This is a genomic window from Pseudoalteromonas sp. Ld19, assembly GCF_045064135.1.
Classification (GTDB): domain Bacteria; phylum Pseudomonadota; class Gammaproteobacteria; order Enterobacterales; family Alteromonadaceae; genus Pseudoalteromonas; species Pseudoalteromonas aliena.
Genome location: NZ_JBISHA010000021.1, coordinates 644,380 through 663,042, shown reverse-complemented (window position 1 = coordinate 663,042; position 18,663 = coordinate 644,380). Strand labels below are relative to the sequence as shown.

Sequence of the window (18,663 nt, the reverse complement as noted above, 5' to 3'; positions counted from 1 at the left end):
TTTAGCGCCCATATATGTACCAGTATTGCAAAAGCAATTGATAACAAACTCAAAATATTTGGAGAATAAAATGGGTGTATTAGTAGGCCGCCAGGCACCAGACTTTACCGCTGCAGCTGTTCTTGGTAATGGTGAAATCGTAGATAGCTACAACCTTCATGAAACAATTAAAGGTAAAAAAGCAGTTATCTTCTTTTACCCACTAGATTTCACGTTTGTATGTCCTTCTGAACTTATTGCATTTGATAAGCGTTTTGAAGAGTTTCAAAAGCGTGGCGTAGAAGTAATTGGTGTTTCTATCGATTCACAATTCTCACATAACGCATGGCGTAACACGGCTGTTGCAGACGGCGGTATTGGTAAAGTTCAATACGCACTAGTTGCAGACGTTAAGCACGAGATTTGTAAAGCATACGACGTTGAGCATCCAGAAGCGGGTGTTGCATTTCGTGGTTCATTCTTAATCGACGAAGAAGGCAACGTACGTCATCAAGTAGTGAACGATTTACCACTAGGTCGCAACATCGATGAAATGCTTCGTATGGTTGACGCACTAGCGTTCCACACTGAGCACGGTGAAGTATGCCCTGCTGGTTGGACTGAAGGTAAAAAAGGTATGGACGCAAGCCCTGAAGGCGTTGCTAAGTTCTTATCTGAAAATGAAGGCGAGCTATAATCTAGCCCTTAGCTTTAAATAAAAAAAACCGCCAACTGGCGGTTTTTTTATGTGTCTTTATTTAGAAAGATAAGCTTACTTTAGTATAGAAGTAACGGCCACGAGGATTGTGCACACCCGATGCATAACCGTATAAATCGCCATCTCCATCACCAATTGCAAATGGTGGTTCTTCATCAAATAAATTGTTAACACCGAGCGATATTTTAGCCGATTCAGTTATACGATATGAGGTTTGTAAATCAACCAATGTTTGTGAATCAATCATGCGTGATGTATTACTGTCAAAATCTAAATTACCGTCAAAGTCGATATCTGGCGTATCTTCAAATTCACCTACATAACTGATATTTACGTTGGTGTTAAACTCACCAATTTCCCAGTTGGTTGAGAAAATGAAGCGGTGTTCTGGGTAACCATATTCACCAGTGTAATCACGGCCATCTTTTTTAAATTTATCTTGAAATGCCCACTCAAAATTAAATTTAAGTACCCTGTACTGCTATATGTAATTTAATTGTTGTAAATTGCAGGGGAGAGAGGATTTAAGTACTGATTAGACGCTTTTTAATCTGCCTAAAGGCTGTTGAATTTTTAGATTAAGTGAGGCCGAGGGAGCTTGATGGTTATCGTACAACTCAATAAAGCTATGCCTGACACAACCTGAGGTTTAAATAACTTTTTTATGCTTTAATTTTTATATAGATGAAGTAAAAATGCCTAACAAGGTTAGGCATTAAAGTTATACTTTGTGTTTCATTAAGCGTTCTTTTTCACGAGACCAATCTTTGTTTTTCCCGTCGTCACGTTTGTCATGTAGCTTTTTACCTTTAGCTAAATGAAACTCAAGTTTTACCCAGCACTTTTTCCAGTACATAGCGGTGGCGATTAAAGAGTAGCCATCACGCTCTGTAGCGCCGAGTAAACGGTCAAGTTCGCGTCTACCTAATAGTAATTTACGATAACGTAACGGGTCGCAAATAACATGGGTCGATGCACTATTAAGTGGCTGAATTTGAGCGCCAAGTAAAAATGCTTCGCCATTTTTAAGATGAATATAAGTTTCTGTGATATTTACTTTACCAGCTCGAATACTTTTAACTTCCCAGCCTTGTAGTTCAATACCCGCTTCAAACTTATCGTGTAAAAAATACTCATGTCGCGCTTTTTTGTTTAGCGCGATGGTATTACTTGTCGATTTTGATGAATTTTTCTTAGCCATAGTGACCTATAATATACGTAATGTGAGATGTTTTACATCGATTTCTTTAATAATATTTTTAAAATTTAAGCCATATGAAAATTTGGGGAAACGCGCAAAGCTTGCTAAAATTCGCCCACACAGTTGGGAGCGAGTATGCCACAAATAGAAAAAAGTGCGCTGGTTATGTACAGCACTAAAGAGATGTTTGATCTAGTTAATGATGTAGAGGCTTATTCACAGTTTTTACCAAATTGCTCAGACTCAAAAATTGTTTCACAGCACGATAATAACATGACCGCGAGTTTAGAAATATCCAAAGCGGGTATAAAAAAATGGTTTACCACAGAAAATACCTTTGTTGATGAGCAAACTGTATTGCTACGCCTTGTTGATGGCCCGTTTAAAATGCTAAAAGGGCGTTGGCACTTCCAAGAGCTTGATATTAAAGCATGTAAAGTTCATTTAGAGCTAGAATTTGAATTTTCAAACAAATTAATCGAGCTTGCTTTTGGTAAAATATTTAATGATGTAGCCAAAAATATGGTGAGTGCATTTACTAATCGTGCAAAGCAAGTTTATGGGGTACGAGTATGATTAATGTTGAGGTGGTATTTGCGTTACCAACGACGGCAACGTGTTTATCAATTGACGTTATAGAAGGGACAACGGCAGAGCAGGCTGTTATCCAATCGGGCATTATAGAAAAATGTCCAGAAATAGAGGCTACTTCATTAACTTTAGGTGTTTGGAATAGAACAGTTAAATTAAATCAAGAGCTTAAAAATGGTGATAGAGTTGAAATTTATCGTCCATTAATTGCAGATCCTAAAGATGCGCGCAGAAAACGCGCTGAAAAAGCAAAAGAAGAGGGGCGAGCAAATAAAGTGACTGGTGGGCGACCATTAGAACGCTAATCTATAAATAAAAAAGTGAGCATGGCTCACTTTTTTATTAACGCATAACTGGAGTATTATTGCTCCAGTGGCGTATTGAAATTTTCTGGTTGATCGTAATCACCCGCAAGAGATACCAGTCTTTCGTTTTCAAACTTAATAACTAATGATTTTTGTTGCTCGTTTTTACGCCCTTTGTTGAAGCTGTAAACATAACGCCATGTATTTTTGTCAAAGGCGTCTTCGGCAATCGGTTTACCTAGTACATAAATAACTTGCTCTCGAGTCATACTAACACGAAGTTTTTCAACATCAGATTGCTCTAAAAAGTTACCTTGAGGGATGTTGATTCTGTACACCCAGCTTGAGCAGCCCGCAGCTGTACTAAGAGTTAGAGCAACGATAAGCCAAAGAGAAAAAGTTTTTAACGACTGCATTGTTAGTTGTGATCCTTATTTTTTATAATCTGTATGATACCGATTAGTCACTGAAGGTAAAACCCTTTTAGCAATTGTTTTTTGTTAAGGGTGCAAAGGTAATGTTTTGACCATTGATAATGAAAAAAGTTTACAGTCAATTGAAGATAATAACGTTAAAAGTACTTCTACTTGGTACTTATACATAGTGCAAACACGTTTTGGGCATTGGTATACAGGAATTACCACAAATGTAGATAAGCGTATGATTACTCATCAAGTGGGTAAAGGTGCTAAAAACCTTAGAGGAAAAGGGCCATTATTGCTGGTCCATCAACAAAAAGTAGGCAGTAAAAGTGAAGCAAGTAAGTTGGAATATCAGATAAAGAAACTGACAAGAGCTAAAAAAGAAGCCTACGTTATTAATTTTAAAGATATTGTCAAGGTATAGGATTAGCAGTTCCTAGACATTTCAACAGTGTTAGTTTTGGGTGTATCTAATAATAATTTATATAAGCTTTGAAAAATAAAACAAATTAAATCAATTTACTTACCTAAAATGATTCAGCAGGAATTCAATTGTGGGAGCTGAAAATATTAGCTCCCACAATTAAGCTTTTTAGTTGTGTTTTCGGTATTTAACGATTTCTCTCAAAGGTGGCAACTAAAGCGTCAAGCGTTTGAGCACTGTTTGCTAAATCTCTAATTGCTTGCTCTGTATTAATTTGTTCGCTCATTGCTTTGTCGCTAATTTCGCTAATTTGTTCAATATTACGGCCCACACCAGCAACCACATTACTTTGTTGCTCAGTGGCTGTTGCGATTAGAGTCGCCATGTCATTCACTTGATTCGCTGTTTCAGTTATGGTTTCAAGCAACTCAACCGAGCTTTGCATTGCACCTACACTTTGCTGAGCTTTATCTTTAGATTGACTTATATCGTTAACAACATCATCAGAAATTCTTGTTAACTCTTCAATCATTGATTGAATTTCAGTCGTTGATTGCGAGGTGCGATTTGCAAGCGCGCGTACTTCATCAGCAACGACGGCAAAACCACGGCCATGTTCACCTGCACGAGCCGATTCAATAGCTGCATTAAGCGCTAATAAGTTTGTTTGCTCAGAGATCGCCCGAATAGAGTCAACAATACTTGCAATATCTACGGTTTTCTTAGAAAGCAGGGTAACTTGCTCGGTTATTCCATCAATATCGCTGGCAAGTGCTGAAATAGTCGTCTGGCTCTGCAATACTTGTTGATGACTCTGCTCTGTGTTTTCACGACTGTTATCGGTTAGTTTTGCAGCTTTTGCAGCGCTTTGGGCTATTTCTTGGACGGTCGCACCCATTTCGTTTATTGCAGCAGCAACAGATATGGTTTGTTCTTTTTGATTATCAATTGCTAATGAGTTTCGTTGAGCCTGTTCAAACACATGGTCAGAGCTTGTTCTGATGTCCCGACTTTCATTCGCAACTTGCTTAATGGCGGTTTCTATTTTATTGATAAATTGATTAAAACCGTCGCTTAAATAATTTAGTTCTGGTTGGCTTGATTCAGGGAGTCTATACGCTAAATTAGCGTCGCCAGAACCTAAGCGAGAAAAAAGTTCAGCCATTTTAGATAAAGGGGATGAAAGTGAACGCGCAAGTAAGTAACTTATTATACTGGCAACGAGCGCAGTAATAAGTGTAAAAGTAAAAATTTGCCACTGTAATTTGCTAACGCTTGAAAATACTTCACTTTTAGGAACTTGAGCAACCACATATAAATCAGTGTTTTTAATAGGCGTTGCAGCAACAAGCGTCGGTTGCCCATTTAAGTTTATTTCTTCTAGCACAAAGCTGGCACTACTTAGCAACTTACGATGCATATCAGATGCGTATAAGTCATCAATATTAACTTTAGCAACTTTACTGGCATCTTTGTGTAGTTGTATTAAACCGTGCTTATCTGCTATGAAAACATAGCCAGTTTTTTCTATTTTGAATTGCTGCAGCAGCTTTTGCATTTCGGTAATACTTTTTGCAAGGCCCGCTAAGCCAGTACCATTAGGCTGCTGATGATTAATGAACATTTTCACATCGTTGGCTGACTCTTGATAGATGCTAATAGAATAAGGTAGCTTTGATTGCTTAAACGCAAAAAACCAGCCATCGGCTGCATCGTTTTGTAAAACGCGTAAAAAGCCATTTTGATTCCAATATTGCGCAGTGTTTCTATTAGCCCAAGATGCAGTCGCTAAATCGTATTGATTAACTAAGCGATTTAACTCTTTAAGTAATAGAGCGTCGTTCTTGCTATCTGTTTGCGCCCATTGCAAAATAAATTCGTTTGATGAAAGTTGCTCGGCGGCTCCGATAAGAGTGTTTATTTCACCTCCAACATGATTACTTATAGTTTGTAATTTACTTGGTAGTTCAGACTCAATCATACGCTGTTCAATGATATCTTTAGAACTGTATACAGAGGTCAAGCCGATAAGTGCCGCAACGCAAATAGCAATGCTACTGCCTAAAACGGTGATTTTTTGAGTAATAGAAAGGTTTTGTAACATCATTATAGTAATTTATTTTTACAACTAAATAGATTGATATATTAGCACAATATTTGCTTTGGGCTAATCTGTGGCTAGGTAAATAAAAAAGCCCATATGTAAAACACATGGGCTTGGTTTCTAACAAGCGAAATTTTAAAGTTTAGGGTTATACAATTTTTTTCATTGCTGACATGTAACCACGTAATTTTGCACCTACTTTTTCAACAGGGTGTTCACGCAGTGCTGCGTTGATTTGAATTAATGTTTGGTTATCAACGTGGTTGCTGTGATCGCCAAGGCCTTTACCAATAATGTCTGTATCAACGTTTTTCATAAAATCAGCAAGTAATGGTAAACATGCATGGTTATATAAATAACAGCCGTATTCTGCAGTATCAGAGATAGTACGGTTCATTTCAAAAAGCTTTTTACGCGCAATAGTATTAGCGATTAATGGCGTTTCGTGTAATGACTCGTAGTAAGCTGACTCTTCGATAATGCCGGCTGCTGTCATGGTTTCAAATGCAAGTTCAACGCCTGCCTTAACCATTGCTACCATTAAAATACCGTTATCAAAAAATTCTTGTTCTGAGATTTCTACATCGCCAGCAGGGGTCTTTTCAAAGTTAGTTTCTGCTGTTTCTGCGCGCCATTTAAGTAAGTTTACGTCATCATTATTCCAGTCTTCCATCATAGTGCGTGAGAAAGTACCGTCGATGATGTCATCTTGGTGTTTATTATAAAGCGGGCGCATAATCAGTTTTAGCTCTTCGCTTAGTTCAAACGCTTTTACTTTTGCAGGGTTTGAAAGACGGTCAAGCATGTTGGTAACGCCGCCGTACTTAAGTGCTTCAGTGATCACCTCCCAGCCATATTGAATGAGCTTTGATGCATAACCCGCATCAACGCCTTTTTCTACCATTTTATCAAAACATAAAATAGAGCCCGTTTGTAACATGCCACATAAAATGGTTTGCTCGCCCATTAGGTCAGATTTAACTTCAGCAATAAATGATGATTTAAGTACACCAGCACGATGTCCGCCAGTACCCGCTGCATACGCTTTAGCTTGTGCTAGGCCATGACCTTGAGGATCATTTTCTGGGTGAACAGCAATTAGAGTTGGAACCCCAAAACCGCGTTTATACTCTTCGCGTACTTCACTGCCTGGGCACTTAGGCGCAACCATAATTACAGTAATATCTTTACGTACTTGCATGCCTTCTTCAACAATATTAAAGCCATGAGAGTAAGCAAGTGTTGAGTCTTTTTTCATCAATGGCATAATTGCACTTACTACAGCGGTATGTTGTTTGTCTGGTGTTAAGTTAAGTACGACGTCAGCTGTGGGAATTAATTCTTCATAAGTACCAACAGTAAAACCGTTCTCAGATGCATTTAAAAATGATTGGCGACGCTCAGAAATAGCTGATGCGCGTAATGTGTAAGAAACATCCAAACCAGAGTCGCGTAAGTTTAAACCTTGATTTAAACCTTGTGCGCCACAACCAACAATAACGAGCTTTTTACCTTTAAGTACGTCAACGCCATCGGCAAATTCGCCTGCGTCCATAAATTCACATTGCGCTAATTGCGCTAATTGCTCGCGTAAAGGTAGGGTATTGAAATAATTCGCCATTGTTAATGTCCTATAAAGTCATGTTTGTTAGATGCGCAATGTTTACTGCGCTTACAAACACCATATGCAAAATCGTTACTTGCGTAAAATGATATATTTGAATTAAAGTGTTTCATAATATGAAATACAGGGTCTGGTATGGATCATAAACATTTAAACTACTTTTTAGCATTAGCTAAAACACTCCATTTTGCACGCGCAAGTGAGCTTTGCCACATAAGTGCACCTACGCTGAGTCGCAACATCAAGTACTTGGAGCAAGAGGTGGGGTTGGCATTATTTATCCGTGATAACCGCAGTGTAAAATTAACGCGAGAAGGGGAGTTGTTTATTGATTACGCCACAGCAACGCTCGCTAATTGGCAGCGCTTTAAAGCAAATATAAAAGACCCTCAGCAGCATATTTATGGCAATGTGAGTATTTATTGCTCGGTTACTGCGTCTTATAGCTTTTTGCATCAAATATTGGAACAACTTCGTGCACAGCATCAGTACATAGAAATAACATTGAATACTGGCGATCCCGCTTTGGCTATCAATCGGGTACTTGATGGACATGAGTCAATGGCAATTGCCGCTAAACCAAGTAAATTACCAGCACAAATTGCCTTTGTAGAAATAGGTTATTCTCCATTATTATTTATTGGGCCAAAAATTCAGTGTCCAATCACCGAAAAATTAACACAAAGCAATGATGACATTAATTGGTCTGAGCTTGAGTTTATCGTTCCCGAGCAAGGCTTTTCTCGCCAAAGGTTGGAGCATTGGTGGCGCAAAAATAATATTCACGGAAAAATTTATGCGCACGTTGCAGGGCATGAAGCAATGGTATCTATGGTGAGTCTAGGGCTCGGTGTTGCGATGGTTCCTAAAATAGTACTCGATAACAGCCCACTAAAAGATAAAGTGCAAATATTAACACCAAAAATGCAAGCTCCTGATGGGTTTGACATAGGTTTGGCCGTGTTAAAAAAGGAACTAAATGATCCTGCAATCAGTGCTTTATGGAATATTGCCCAGATGTTAGCTGCAAAAGCAATATGATACATCATGAATAAATAGGGCCAATAAATGGCTTTAGCCCAAGCCGTGTAATATTGTCTAATGTTAAATATTTACTTATCAATTGTGCTGTATTGCTTACGTATTTTTCTCATCTTTAAACGTAAATGAAATGAAAAGTTAATAAATACGTATACAAATTGTGAATGATTGTAACCAACTACAGCTAGTTCAAAACGAGTTTGCTATTATAGATAGCCTAATTATTTCAATTTTTGACATATTGCTGATGCGGTTTAATTCTTTGATATTAAAAACCATACTTTATGCAACTCTGGTTGCTTGCTTTTCTGCCTGTTCGCAGCAAAGCGATAGCCCCGAGGATGGTTTTAAAGATCAACATATAGCTACCGAGCAATGGCATTTAAGTTTGAGCGCTGGGATCGGGGTTATTACAAACCCTTTACGCGGTGGTGATAACATTCCTTTAGTACTAATCCCGCAAGTTGCTTTTTATGCAGAGCAATGGTTTTTTGATAATGGTCGACTCGGGTATTCATTCGTACAAACTTCAAAGCATCATTTTAACTTTGTAAGTGAGTTAAATACAGAGTCTCGTTTTTTTATCAATTGGCACCCTAGAAATATATTTTCTTTATCCAGTGGTCCATTAAGTAGTCAAGCCGTAGATGAAGGTAATTCTTCACCGGCAAAATACGCTAATATAAACGATGTACAAAAACGCCATATTGCATTTGATGCTGGTGCTGCTTATCACTATGTGAAAAATGATGCGAATGTATTTTCTATTCAAGCATTACACGACATAACGAGTGTTTATAATGGAATACATGCTGCAATGCAGTGGCAATATCATACGCAAATAGGTCAACTTAAATTAAAACAGACGATGGGCATTAATTATAAATCGGCTGAGCTAAATAACTATTTTTATGGATTAAAAGCAGGTGAAACTCAGTTTGATAAAATAGACGTTGGTAGTAGTTGGCAGCCTTATGCTAAAATCGACGCCCGTTGGCCATTGAGTAAGGCTAACTCTCTTCGTTTTCATTTAGCCTATTATGACTATTCAGCTATGGATAGCAGTCCGCTCTTTGAACGTTCTTATTCGATGACTGCCTTTATAGGATTAGATCATACGTTTTAATATGAAGTATTTAATGTTTATTGTGTTTACTGCGCTTGTGTTTAGTAGTCTTAGTACGACGCAGGCTGCGCCCTTTAGCGTTTCTCCTAAAGTATGTGTGGTTTCTGAGCAGCAAGAGTTTTGCGATCTTGATTTACAATTTAATTGGCGTTTAGATGAGATTGTTGATGCTTGTTTGTATCAGCAAAATGAGAAAATACATTGCTGGCAACAGCAACGTTCAGGGCAATTTAATTATAAAGCGCGTGTTCATGTAGAGACCATATACTCCTTAATCAATTCTCAGACGGGTGTGCTATTAGCAAAAACACAAGTTGAAGTGCAAAGCGCTCATGCTAAAAAAAATAAGCGCAGGCTTCGCTCACCGTGGAGCTTTTTTTAAATTAGGAGCAACCAATGCCAAAAATTCTACTTGTTGAAGATGATCTAGGCTTACAACAATTAACAAAAGATTATCTTGAACATAATAGTTTAGAGGTTGCTGTGTTAGATCGCGGTGATGAAGTATTGAATTACCTTGAAAATAATACAGTAGATTTAATTATTTTAGACGTTATGTTGCCAGGCAAAGATGGCTTTAGTGTATGTCGTCAAGTTCGTGATAAATATACTTTACCGATTCTGATGCTTACAGCTAAAGGAGAGGATTTTGACCAAGTTCTTGGCTTAGAACTCGGCGCTGATGATTACGTTATAAAACCGGCAGAGCCGCGTGTACTGCTTGCCAGAATCAATGCATTATTACGCAGGGGGAAACCCATAGAAAGAGTAAATGACGAGTTGCAGTTTGGCGATTTAATAATTGATAAAACAAGTCGTATAGTTAAATTAAGTGATACCGAAATTACTCTTACATCCCATGAGTTTGAATTACTTTGGTTACTTGCATCAAATGCTGGTGAAGTACTCAGTAGAGAGCATGTACATCAACATATGATAGGTCGTCAATACGATGGGCTTGATCGAACAGTTGACGTACGCGTATCTCGGATCCGCAAAAAACTAGGTGATAACAGCGATAAGCCGTATCGTATTAAAACGGTGTGGGGGCAAGGTTATTTGTTTGTTTCTGATGCATGGGATTTATAATTAATGTTTAGGGTTAATCGTCTTTAATGGGAAAATTGTTTGCAAGCTTGTATGTTTACATCATTGTTTCTTTATTCGTAGTCAGTGGTGTTATTGAACAATTGTGGCCATACGACGAATCGCAACAACAAGTACTATTAGATGACGAGTTTGGCCAATCGCTTTTATTGCTTTCTCAAACACCAAATGGCTTGAAAAAACTAAAAGATAATTTTAAAAGCCATATTATTGCCCAGCACGATTTAATGCTACCTCAGCAGCAGCAAACGCAACTAACTAACAATCATTATCTCTACTTATATGATAAACAGCAGCGCATTGTCTGGTATGTGCAATTAAATTCAACGGAGTTGTTACAAGTTGGTCCTATTGATGTTATCACGTCTGAACCTCCCTCTGTTTGGCCATACCTGTTATTGCTTATAGTTGTTGGTATTCCAGTCGGGCTTTGGAGTTTTTTACTCTGGCGCGATTTTTCGAAGTTACGACAATCGTGTGAGGCAGTGGAAGGTTTACAGGATTTTCAATTAACTAACACGTCTAAATCATTTTTTTTGCCTGTTACCGATACTTTAAAAGTAATGCAGCAGCGCATAACGTTTTTATTAACAGCGCAACAAGAGCTCACTTCATCTGTTTCTCACGAATTTAGAACGCCACTGGCACGTTTAAAATTTGCCGTCGCCATACTACAAGACCAACTTCTGGATGAAAAAAATGATCAATACTTAACTAATATGCAAATGGATATTAGTGAATTAGAGTTGTTAGTTTCTGAAATGCTTGACTATGCGAGATTAGACTCTCAACAACCGAGTTTACAACCGGCTAATTGTGACTTGGTCAAATTGGTTAAAACAAGTGTGGAAAAGTTAAATTTTGACACACGAGTGGATCTTATTTATAACCTACCAAATGAATTAAACTATAAATGCGATTGTCATTTTATGGCCAGAGCATTTCAAAATTTAATCGGTAATGCGATTAAATATGCAACAAATCAAATAAAAATAACATTGCGAGCTGAGCAGCACGCTATCGTCTTTATTGTTGAAGATGATGGAATGGGGATTGCTAAAACAGATCGGGAAAATGTATTTAAGCCTTTCACACGTTTAGATAAGAGTAGAGGTAAACAAACAGGGGGGTTTGGCCTTGGGCTTGCCATTGTATCTAAAATAGTCTCATGGCATCAAGGTGGATGTTGTGTTGAGGATTCGGCTCTTAACGGGGCTAAGTTCATTATTAGCTTACCTATAAACCAATAGGCTCTAATAAAAAGATAAAACGCCCGAAGGCGTTTTTTTTATGGTTGGAAACCAAAATCAACAAGTAGCAAAGTAATAGACCGTATACTTTTAAAAAAGTTTCTAATTATTTTATTTTTTGTCTAATAAGGGCATTAGCATTTGTTCTAGTCCATTGAGCTTTACTTCATATATCATCGCTAATTGACTCCCAAGCTTAGAGTCAGGAAAACCTTGTTGTTTAAACCAAACTAAATAAGGCTCGGGCAACATCAGTAATGGCCGGCCTGCGTATTTACCAAAAGGCATTTTTGTATTTATAGCAATTTTTAATTGTTTTGGATCCATTGGCTCATCTAAACATACAAAAGGAGCTTTAGTGTATGGCATTTAGAAGAGATAAAATAGGCTGTGACGGGCAAGAAACAGCCTATTGTATAAGGAGTAGGCCCTTACATTTAGGATTTTATATTGATTAATATGATCATGTGGAACATTAATTAGTCGATTGAAAATTAATTTATTGTTGGAACATAGATTCTTATTTAATCAATGTTAACAGTGTACCTGTTTTTTTTAGGGTTGTTTACTTGGCTTGTAAAGGAATGTAAATAGAGTTGCTTTTTTTGTTTTTATTAATACTAAAGCCCTAGGACGAATTCATAGGGCCGTGCATGTTTGGTATTTATGCAGCCACTTTATTGCCCCATTTATGGGAGCAACCTCATTATATAGGCTCTGCCTTGCCTAAATACCAAACAGTCTGCTGTAAATTCAATGTAGTTGATACTGATAGTAGCTACTTGAAATGGATTTATTATCCAGAGCTTAGGTTACTTAAATAGTTTCTGTTTTACATGCTCTGCAAAGCCGCTACCAGCCTCTAAATAAAAGTTATAGGTTGAATGTACGCCCATATCTTCTAGTTCTTTTTGCTGATCGGGATAGTTTGCGATTGCTGTCACTTGACCGCTATATCCGGAAGCTTGTAGTTGCTCTAAAGCAAATATATTTTGCATATGTTTAGGCATTGCTAACATCACCATTTCTACGTGCGAATGGTTTACACGTTGCCAAAAATCCGGATCTGTCGCGTCTGCAATTAATACTTTGCGACCTTTATTTATATGTTTATCGACAACTTCTGGCTTTATGTCGATACCAGCGACTAAATTTGGGTGCGTCGCATTAATCGTTTCATAAGCACCTGTACCTATTCTTCCCATTCCAAAAATAACAATTTTTGTATCATTTAGATTTACTGGTAACTCTTCGGCTAAGCGGGTCTGGCTTTCAAACTTTAATAACCAATGTTCCACTTTCACATATAATTCGTTTGATCGTTTATTCAAAGGTGAGGCAATAACAAAAGTAATAGAAACAGCAATAGCCAATACAGCTAGCCACTCAGACGTAATCATTCCTGTTGTTGCTGCAACAGCGCAAACAATTAGGCCAAATTCACTGTAGTTAGCAAGGCTGAAAGCAGTAAGCAGGGATGTTCGTGCACGCAGTTTAAATATATTTGTAAACACGTAGTACAAGAGTGTTTTAATTGGCATTAATAAAACGAGGAGTAAGGCTATAAACAATGAGTTAGCAGTCAGCTCTGCATTGAGTCCAATACTTAAGAAAAACCCAACAAGGAGCACATCTTTTAAGTTAAGTAGTGATTTAGAAAGTTCGCTTGCTTTTTTATGCGGAGCGAACATCATCCCAACAATAAGGGCACCTAAGTCGCCTTTAAGTCCTGCAAATTCAAACGCGTTATAGCCAAGTACAAGTGCGAAGAAAAAACCGAATAATGGCAGTAGCTCACCGTGTTTAGAGCGATTTAGCACCCAATACATCACAGGGCGCAGTAATGGTAATGCAATAATGAGAGCCAATGCCCAAATATTTGGAACTTTACCTGTACTAATCGCTAAAAACATCACAGCAAAAATATCCTGCATAACTAAAATGCCAATAGCAATTTTACCGTGTAGACTTGCCATTTCACCACGTTCTTCAAGTACTTTTACTGCAAATACGGTACTTGAAAAACTAAGTGCAAAGCCAATCAGTAATGCACTTTGCCAACTTAAATCAACAAATAATGGTAGTGCAAATACCCCTAGGAGTAACATAAAGCCACTAAATAAAGCGCTGCTAAAAATGATATGCAGTGTAGCAGGGGCCCAAACTTGCGGTTTGATTAAGCTGCTTACTTTAAGCTTTAAACCGATACTAAACAGTAAAAGGGTGACGCCCAATGCAGCAATTGTATTAAGCAATTCGGTGCTTTTATAACCGGCTAAGTTAAGCGCAAATCCTGCTAGCAAAAAGCCAATAAGAGGAGGTAGTTTTAATTGATAAACGCCAAAACCACAAACAAATGCGGTAGCAAAATAAATTAGTTCCATAATTCTTAATTATCACTTCGTTTGGTATTGCAGTGTAGCGAATAATTTATCTCAATGAAAAGAAATATCGATATTAAAGCAGGGGAAAGCTAAGTAATAGTCACTTAATTGCGTATAAAAAATGCACATATAACGTGAATTTAACCGTAAATAGCGTTTAAATCACACTTTTTCACTGACAAGCGCTTTTAAATATGGTTAAGATGCGATAACGAAGACGTTTAAGTTAGGGCAAACAACACATCAGCTCAACTTAAGGAGAAACACATGTTTAAAAGAATTTTAGCATCGGTTGGTATCGGTGCTGCAAAAGTAGATACTATTTTAGAAACTGAGCACTTACAACCGGGTCAACTATTTAATGCACAAATAGTGATCAGCGCTGGCGATGTTAGCCAAGAAATATCGGGCTTAGATTTACTACTGATGACTCGTGTAAAAGTAGCAGCAGAGGATGGCGATTACTTTACTAACCATGTAATCGATCAATGGCGAATTACAGATATTGGTACAATTGAACCTGGTGAAGTAAAAAACATCCCTTTTGAAGCACGCCTTCATTCAGAAACACCTATTACAGAAATTAACGCTGGCTATAACCAATCTCATGTATGGTTAGAAACAGGCCTTGATATTGATTTAGCGCTAGATCCTACTGATAAAGACCATTTACATGTATATCCAAATGAAGCGGTTAAGACATGCATGCAAGCAATGGAAAAACTAGGCTTTAGTTTGACCAAAGCGGATGTTGAAAAAGGTCACTTACGAGCTTCAACCTTTCAGTCAGTATCTGGGTGCTATCAAGAGCTTGAATACAAACCTAATAGCCGAAGCCTATTTGGTATTCAAGAAATTGAATTATCGTTTGTACCAGAAGCGCATAAAACACATGTATTGATTGAGTTAGATCGAGCTTTTAGGGGCGATGGTTATATTGATTTAACAATAGAGCATGACCACGTAAACCTTTCGCAGTTATGTGATCAGCTAGAGCGTTTATTTAATTAAGTGCTAAATGAACCCAGCTTTGGCTGGGTTTTTTGTTTGCAGGGATCATGATGGAATTTAAATGTGAATCTTTTATAGCGCTTAATACGCATACTTTATTTACTATCGTGCGAGGGCGTATTGAGGTATTTGTAGTAGAGCAAATGTGCCCTTATCCTGAACTTGATGATAATGATACAGCAAATACAACCGTTCATATTTATCAAATGGATAAAAATAACTTATTAGCTTATGCACGTTGCTACGAAAAAAATGCTCAGTACAGTGCAATAGGAAGGGTGTTAGTCGCTAAAAGCGAACGTGGTAGAGGCGTTGCTAAAAAACTTGTTAACGAAGCTATAAATTGCTGCAAAGCAAATTGGCCTGAACGCGATATATACATAGGTGCGCAAACTTACTTACTTGATTTTTATCGTTCACTGGGTTTTGAGAGTGTAAACGATGAATATTTAGAAGACGGTATTGCGCATCAAGACATGATTTTAAAACTGACAGATTAATAGCAACTTTATTAAAAACATGATCATTTTTAGCGAATTAAATAATTCACTAACGTCGTTAAAAATTATTTATATACGGCTGCATGGATGCAGATCAAGGCAGGAGCAATTGGTATAACTCACTAAAAAGCCCGGAATTAAAAAATTAATTACGGGCTTTTTAGTATAAATTTTAACAATAAATAATTGGTTATTTATTTTTTCTAGTGTTTAGTCTACGTGTTTGTTTTGCGTGGTCGCTAAGTTCAGTTAAACCTAACTTGTCGTAGCTTTTTTCCATTATTTCAAGTGCTGGCTCTAAGTAACTACTTTGTGAGTAATGCTCAACAACAAACTTACCACGATTCGCCGCAGCCAAATAGGCTTCACGCTCGAAGTAATAAGTCGCTACTTTTAACTCATAGCGTGCCATACGATTTAAAAGCCATACTAAACGTCGTTTAGCCTCCGGTGCATAATCACTTTTTGGAAAGCGCTTAACCAGTGTTGATAAATCGGTAAATGCAACGCGTGTACGGTTTGCATCTCTATCAGCTCTATCTACACCAAAGTATTCTTGGAATGCATTTTTGTCGGCTTTGATGTTGATTAAACCACGCATGTAATACATGTAGTCAAGATCTTTATGATTTGGGTTTAAGCGTATAAAGCGATCGACTGTCGCTAATGCTTGTTCAGTATTACCTGATTGATAATGAGCATAAACTAAATCCATTTGTACTTGTTTAGAAAACGGGCCAAACGGATAACGTGAATCTATTGCACTTAAAAGCTCTATTGCACGCGCGTACAAACCAGAATCTAGCGTTTCTTTAGCATCTTCATACAAAGCTTGTGCCGATCTATTTGGTACACGTTGAATATCTTCTTGGTCAGGAGCAGACGAACAAGCACCTAAACTAAGTACAGAAACTGAAAAAACAATGGCAAATGCACGTTTCCCTATTTTATTTATCATTTTATTTGTTACCTTCGATGTCTTCGGCTAGGCCAAGTCGGTAAAACCGAGTAAACTATGCGTATTATATTATGCTTTTATTAAAAGCGATTCTAACCCAGTCGAGCAAAGCTTGCACTGGTAAATTGGGTAAAGTTACTAATGTCAGAGCAAATTTCTCTTCAAGCCGAGGTTCCAACCGACTTAGGTGGTAAACGTCTAGACCAAGTATTAGCACAATTGTTCCCTGATTATTCACGTTCACGTATAAAAACATGGATTTTGGATGATAAAATAACCGTTGATGGTGAAATATTAAACACTCCGCGTACTAAGTTACTCGGTGGTGAGCTTCTTAATATCGAAACAACCATTGAAGCACCACGCGAATACGAAGCACAAAACATAAAATTAAACATCGTTTATGAAGACGATCATATTTTAGTAATCAATAAGCCAATGGGCCTTGTTGTTCACCCTGGTGCAGGTAATCCAGATGGGACTGTGCTAAATGCGCTTTTACATCACCATCCTGAAATTATTAATGTGCCACGTGCAGGTATAGTGCATCGATTAGATAAAGATACAACCGGACTTATGGTTGTTGCAAAAACGATTCCAGCGCAAACACATTTAGTTACAGCACTGCAAAAGCGTGAAAACTTTACGCGTGAATATGAAGCACTGTGTAATGGCACAATGACAGCGGGTGGTATGGTTGAAAAACCAATTGGCCGCCATGCAACGCAAAGAACGCACATGGCTGTTCACGAACTTGGCAAACCGGCTATTACGCATTACCGTGTTGCCGAAAAATTCCGTGCTCATACTCGTTTACGTCTGCGTCTAGAAACAGGTCGTACACATCAAATTCGTGTACACATGGCTCACTTAAATCACCCACTAATTGGCGATCAGTCTTATGGCGGCCGTCCGCGCCCACCAAAAGGTGCAACACCGCAATTGTTTGAGTTACTTCGCAGCTTTAGACGCCAAGCTTTACATGCAGTAAAGCTAAGCATTGCTCACCCTATTACTGGTGAAATGATGACATGGCAAGCGCCTATCCCTGATGATATGGTCGCCATGACACACGCTCTACGCGAAGATACTAAAGCAAACCCAGACATCGATAGATAATGAATGTGTTATCAGCACCATGGAAAAACCTTCATACTGTAGGAACGTTGAGTACTACACGTGAAGGTGGTGTATCAAAAGCTCCCTTTAGAAGTTTAAATGTAGGGCTCCATGTTGGTGATAATAAAGAGCATGTATTAGAAAATCGTTCATTATTAAATGAACATATACCTAAATCGGCTGTGTGGCTAAATCAAGTGCATAGCGCCGATGTTGTTATTGTTGATAAGCACTTTGACGTTAATGAGCAACGTGATGCGGATGCACTTTATACTCAGCTATTAAACCAGCCGTTAGCGATAATGACAGCCGACTGTTTACCTATTTTGCTAACAAGCAGCGATGGTAGGGAAGTCGCCGCCATTCATGGTGGCTGGCGAGGGTTGGAGCAGGGCATTGTTAAAAACGTATTAGAGTGCTTTAGCGCAAAATATGAAAATATACATGCGTGGCTAGGACCTGCTATTGGTCCCAGTCAATTTGAAGTGGGGGTTGAGGTGTTAGAGCTGTTTGAAAAACGCTCCCCATTGCTTACTAGCGCGTTTACATTGCAAGCGAATAATAAGTACCTTGCTGATATTTATGCAATCGCACGTACTTTGCTCTCGCAATGCGGCATCAAAAATATCACTGGTGGTGAGTACTGTACAGTGACCCAGCATGATTTATTTTTTTCTTATCGACGCGATTCAAAAACAGGGCGTATGGCAAGTTTGATCTGGCGCAAATAATTACTTGTTATAATGATTATATTTTCCTCAGCACCTTGAACAAACCGCACCGCATACCCATTAATTAG

At 38.1% G+C, this 18,663-nt stretch carries 20 protein-coding genes and 1 pseudogene; 13 read left to right on the top strand and 8 right to left on the bottom strand.

Features of this window, described 5'->3' with window-relative positions; translation table 11 throughout:
• Window positions 1-70 precede the first annotated feature (70 nt).
• The gene (locus ACJJVZ_RS14995) at window positions 71-676 is read left to right on the top strand and encodes a peroxiredoxin (RefSeq protein WP_007378637.1); all 606 of its coding nucleotides are present in this window, start codon (window positions 71-73) and stop codon (window positions 674-676) included.
• Between the two features lie 61 nt (window positions 677-737).
• Here ACJJVZ_RS14995 and ACJJVZ_RS14990 read toward each other — a convergent pair.
• Window positions 738-1,169: pseudogene (locus ACJJVZ_RS14990) on the bottom strand (TonB-dependent receptor domain-containing protein); the annotation flags it as partial.
• A gap of 249 nt (window positions 1,170-1,418) precedes the next feature.
• Window positions 1,419-1,898, bottom strand: coding sequence for an SsrA-binding protein SmpB (smpB, locus tag ACJJVZ_RS14985; protein WP_405601620.1), 480 nt, complete (start codon window positions 1,896-1,898; stop codon window positions 1,419-1,421).
• Between the two features lie 135 nt (window positions 1,899-2,033).
• On the opposite strand from smpB, the gene ACJJVZ_RS14980 reads away from it, so the two are divergent.
• Together ACJJVZ_RS14980 and ACJJVZ_RS14975 are read left to right on the top strand one after the other, a co-directional pair.
• The gene (locus ACJJVZ_RS14980; RefSeq protein ID WP_077537288.1) at window positions 2,034-2,474 is read left to right on the top strand and encodes a type II toxin-antitoxin system RatA family toxin; all 441 of its coding nucleotides are present in this window, start codon (window positions 2,034-2,036) and stop codon (window positions 2,472-2,474) included.
• Window positions 2,471-2,794, top strand: coding sequence for an RnfH family protein (locus tag ACJJVZ_RS14975; protein WP_077537289.1), 324 nt, complete (start codon window positions 2,471-2,473; stop codon window positions 2,792-2,794). Before ACJJVZ_RS14980 ends, ACJJVZ_RS14975 begins: the two co-directional genes overlap by 4 nt.
• A 56-nt stretch (window positions 2,795-2,850) precedes the next feature.
• On the opposite strand, the gene ACJJVZ_RS14970 is transcribed toward ACJJVZ_RS14975, so the two are convergent.
• Entirely contained in the window at window positions 2,851-3,210 is a 360-nt protein-coding gene (locus ACJJVZ_RS14970; RefSeq protein WP_077537290.1) for an outer membrane protein assembly factor BamE, read from the bottom strand.
• Window positions 3,211-3,316: 106 nt separating this feature from the next.
• Here ACJJVZ_RS14970 and ACJJVZ_RS14965 point away from each other — a divergent pair, with 106 nt between their 5' ends.
• Entirely contained in the window at window positions 3,317-3,640 is a 324-nt protein-coding gene (locus ACJJVZ_RS14965; RefSeq protein ID WP_405601615.1) for a GIY-YIG nuclease family protein, read from the top strand.
• 187 nt (window positions 3,641-3,827) lie between these two features.
• Here the strand turns inward: ACJJVZ_RS14965 and ACJJVZ_RS14960 are convergent, their stop codons facing one another.
• Window positions 3,828-5,747: a methyl-accepting chemotaxis protein gene (locus tag ACJJVZ_RS14960; protein ID WP_405601613.1), complete on the bottom strand. Its 1,920-nt coding sequence runs from the start codon at window positions 5,745-5,747 to the stop codon at window positions 3,828-3,830.
• Between the two features lie 145 nt (window positions 5,748-5,892).
• On the bottom strand, window positions 5,893-7,365 hold the full coding sequence (ilvC, locus tag ACJJVZ_RS14955; RefSeq protein WP_405601611.1) for a ketol-acid reductoisomerase: 1,473 nt from the start codon (window positions 7,363-7,365) through the stop codon (window positions 5,893-5,895).
• 138 nt (window positions 7,366-7,503) lie between these two features.
• Between ilvC and ilvY the strand changes: the two genes are divergently transcribed.
• The 5 genes from ilvY (at window position 7,504) to ACJJVZ_RS14930 (ending at window position 11,892) form a co-directional block, all read left to right on the top strand.
• The gene (ilvY, locus tag ACJJVZ_RS14950) at window positions 7,504-8,409 is read left to right on the top strand and encodes an HTH-type transcriptional activator IlvY (RefSeq protein WP_405601609.1); all 906 of its coding nucleotides are present in this window, start codon (window positions 7,504-7,506) and stop codon (window positions 8,407-8,409) included.
• A 247-nt stretch (window positions 8,410-8,656) separates the two neighbouring features.
• A complete protein-coding gene (locus ACJJVZ_RS14945; RefSeq protein ID WP_405602067.1) occupies window positions 8,657-9,535 on the top strand; it encodes a MipA/OmpV family protein in 879 nt (292 codons plus the stop codon).
• A gap of 1 nt (window position 9,536) precedes the next feature.
• Complete coding sequence (locus ACJJVZ_RS14940; protein WP_405601607.1) at window positions 9,537-9,917, top strand: DUF3019 domain-containing protein; 381 nt, start codon at window positions 9,537-9,539, stop codon at window positions 9,915-9,917.
• A 14-nt stretch (window positions 9,918-9,931) separates the two neighbouring features.
• Window positions 9,932-10,624, top strand: a complete 693-nt coding sequence (locus ACJJVZ_RS14935; protein WP_077537297.1) for a response regulator — start codon at window positions 9,932-9,934, stop codon at window positions 10,622-10,624.
• A 26-nt stretch (window positions 10,625-10,650) separates the two neighbouring features.
• Window positions 10,651-11,892, top strand: a complete 1,242-nt coding sequence (locus tag ACJJVZ_RS14930; protein WP_405601604.1) for an ATP-binding protein — start codon at window positions 10,651-10,653, stop codon at window positions 11,890-11,892.
• A 111-nt stretch (window positions 11,893-12,003) separates the two neighbouring features.
• Here ACJJVZ_RS14930 and ACJJVZ_RS14925 read toward each other — a convergent pair whose 3' ends face one another.
• Window positions 12,004-12,219 carry a DUF3820 family protein gene (locus tag ACJJVZ_RS14925; RefSeq protein WP_405601602.1) on the bottom strand — a complete coding sequence of 72 codons (216 nt, stop codon included), beginning with the start codon at window positions 12,217-12,219 and terminating at the stop codon, window positions 12,004-12,006.
• A 485-nt stretch (window positions 12,220-12,704) separates the two neighbouring features.
• The gene (locus ACJJVZ_RS14920; protein ID WP_138585010.1) at window positions 12,705-14,276 is read right to left on the bottom strand and encodes a cation:proton antiporter family protein; all 1,572 of its coding nucleotides are present in this window, start codon (window positions 14,274-14,276) and stop codon (window positions 12,705-12,707) included.
• 267 nt (window positions 14,277-14,543) lie between these two features.
• On the opposite strand from ACJJVZ_RS14920, the gene ACJJVZ_RS14915 reads away from it, so the two are divergent.
• Window positions 14,544-15,287, top strand: coding sequence for a sporulation protein (locus ACJJVZ_RS14915; protein ID WP_077537301.1), 744 nt, complete (start codon window positions 14,544-14,546; stop codon window positions 15,285-15,287).
• Between the two features lie 50 nt (window positions 15,288-15,337).
• On the top strand, window positions 15,338-15,787 hold the full coding sequence (locus ACJJVZ_RS14910) for a GNAT family N-acetyltransferase (protein WP_405601599.1): 450 nt from the start codon (window positions 15,338-15,340) through the stop codon (window positions 15,785-15,787).
• Between the two features lie 190 nt (window positions 15,788-15,977).
• On the opposite strand, the gene ACJJVZ_RS14905 is transcribed toward ACJJVZ_RS14910, so the two are convergent.
• Window positions 15,978-16,745 (bottom strand): outer membrane protein assembly factor BamD, encoded by a 768-nt coding sequence (locus tag ACJJVZ_RS14905; protein WP_138585008.1) that lies wholly within the window; start codon window positions 16,743-16,745, stop codon window positions 15,978-15,980.
• A gap of 141 nt (window positions 16,746-16,886) precedes the next feature.
• Here ACJJVZ_RS14905 and rluD point away from each other — a divergent pair, with 141 nt between their 5' ends.
• Both rluD and pgeF read left to right on the top strand, forming a co-directional pair.
• A complete protein-coding gene (gene rluD / locus ACJJVZ_RS14900; protein ID WP_138585007.1) occupies window positions 16,887-17,864 on the top strand; it encodes a 23S rRNA pseudouridine(1911/1915/1917) synthase RluD in 978 nt (325 codons plus the stop codon).
• On the top strand, window positions 17,864-18,595 hold the full coding sequence (pgeF, locus tag ACJJVZ_RS14895) for a peptidoglycan editing factor PgeF (RefSeq protein WP_405601596.1): 732 nt from the start codon (window positions 17,864-17,866) through the stop codon (window positions 18,593-18,595). Before rluD ends, pgeF begins: the two co-directional genes overlap by 1 nt.
• Window positions 18,596-18,663 lie beyond the last annotated feature (68 nt).

What these genes read in the sequence shown, in the direction of transcription:
- ACJJVZ_RS14995 (WP_007378637.1), top strand. Translation starts at nt 71, where the DNA reads ATGGGTGTATTAGTAGGCCGCCAGGCACCAGACTTTACCGCTGCAGCT.
- smpB (WP_405601620.1), bottom strand. Translation starts at nt 1,898, where the DNA reads ATGGCTAAGAAAAATTCATCAAAATCGACAAGTAATACCATCGCGCTA.
- ACJJVZ_RS14980 (WP_077537288.1), top strand. Translation starts at nt 2,034, where the DNA reads ATGCCACAAATAGAAAAAAGTGCGCTGGTTATGTACAGCACTAAAGAG.
- ACJJVZ_RS14975 (WP_077537289.1), top strand. Translation starts at nt 2,471, where the DNA reads ATGATTAATGTTGAGGTGGTATTTGCGTTACCAACGACGGCAACGTGT.
- ACJJVZ_RS14970 (WP_077537290.1), bottom strand. Translation starts at nt 3,210, where the DNA reads ATGCAGTCGTTAAAAACTTTTTCTCTTTGGCTTATCGTTGCTCTAACT.
- ACJJVZ_RS14960 (WP_405601613.1), bottom strand. Translation starts at nt 5,747, where the DNA reads ATGATGTTACAAAACCTTTCTATTACTCAAAAAATCACCGTTTTAGGC.
- ilvC (WP_405601611.1), bottom strand. Translation starts at nt 7,365, where the DNA reads ATGGCGAATTATTTCAATACCCTACCTTTACGCGAGCAATTAGCGCAA.
- ilvY (WP_405601609.1), top strand. Translation starts at nt 7,504, where the DNA reads ATGGATCATAAACATTTAAACTACTTTTTAGCATTAGCTAAAACACTC.
- ACJJVZ_RS14945 (WP_405602067.1), top strand. Translation starts at nt 8,657, where the DNA reads ATGCGGTTTAATTCTTTGATATTAAAAACCATACTTTATGCAACTCTG.
- ACJJVZ_RS14940 (WP_405601607.1), top strand. Translation starts at nt 9,537, where the DNA reads ATGAAGTATTTAATGTTTATTGTGTTTACTGCGCTTGTGTTTAGTAGT.
- ACJJVZ_RS14935 (WP_077537297.1), top strand. Translation starts at nt 9,932, where the DNA reads ATGCCAAAAATTCTACTTGTTGAAGATGATCTAGGCTTACAACAATTA.
- ACJJVZ_RS14930 (WP_405601604.1), top strand. Translation starts at nt 10,651, where the DNA reads ATGGGAAAATTGTTTGCAAGCTTGTATGTTTACATCATTGTTTCTTTA.
- ACJJVZ_RS14925 (WP_405601602.1), bottom strand. Translation starts at nt 12,219, where the DNA reads ATGGATCCAAAACAATTAAAAATTGCTATAAATACAAAAATGCCTTTT.
- ACJJVZ_RS14920 (WP_138585010.1), bottom strand. Translation starts at nt 14,276, where the DNA reads ATGGAACTAATTTATTTTGCTACCGCATTTGTTTGTGGTTTTGGCGTT.
- ACJJVZ_RS14915 (WP_077537301.1), top strand. Translation starts at nt 14,544, where the DNA reads ATGTTTAAAAGAATTTTAGCATCGGTTGGTATCGGTGCTGCAAAAGTA.
- ACJJVZ_RS14910 (WP_405601599.1), top strand. Translation starts at nt 15,338, where the DNA reads ATGGAATTTAAATGTGAATCTTTTATAGCGCTTAATACGCATACTTTA.
- ACJJVZ_RS14905 (WP_138585008.1), bottom strand. Translation starts at nt 16,745, where the DNA reads ATGATAAATAAAATAGGGAAACGTGCATTTGCCATTGTTTTTTCAGTT.
- rluD (WP_138585007.1), top strand. Translation starts at nt 16,887, where the DNA reads ATGTCAGAGCAAATTTCTCTTCAAGCCGAGGTTCCAACCGACTTAGGT.
- pgeF (WP_405601596.1), top strand. Translation starts at nt 17,864, where the DNA reads ATGAATGTGTTATCAGCACCATGGAAAAACCTTCATACTGTAGGAACG.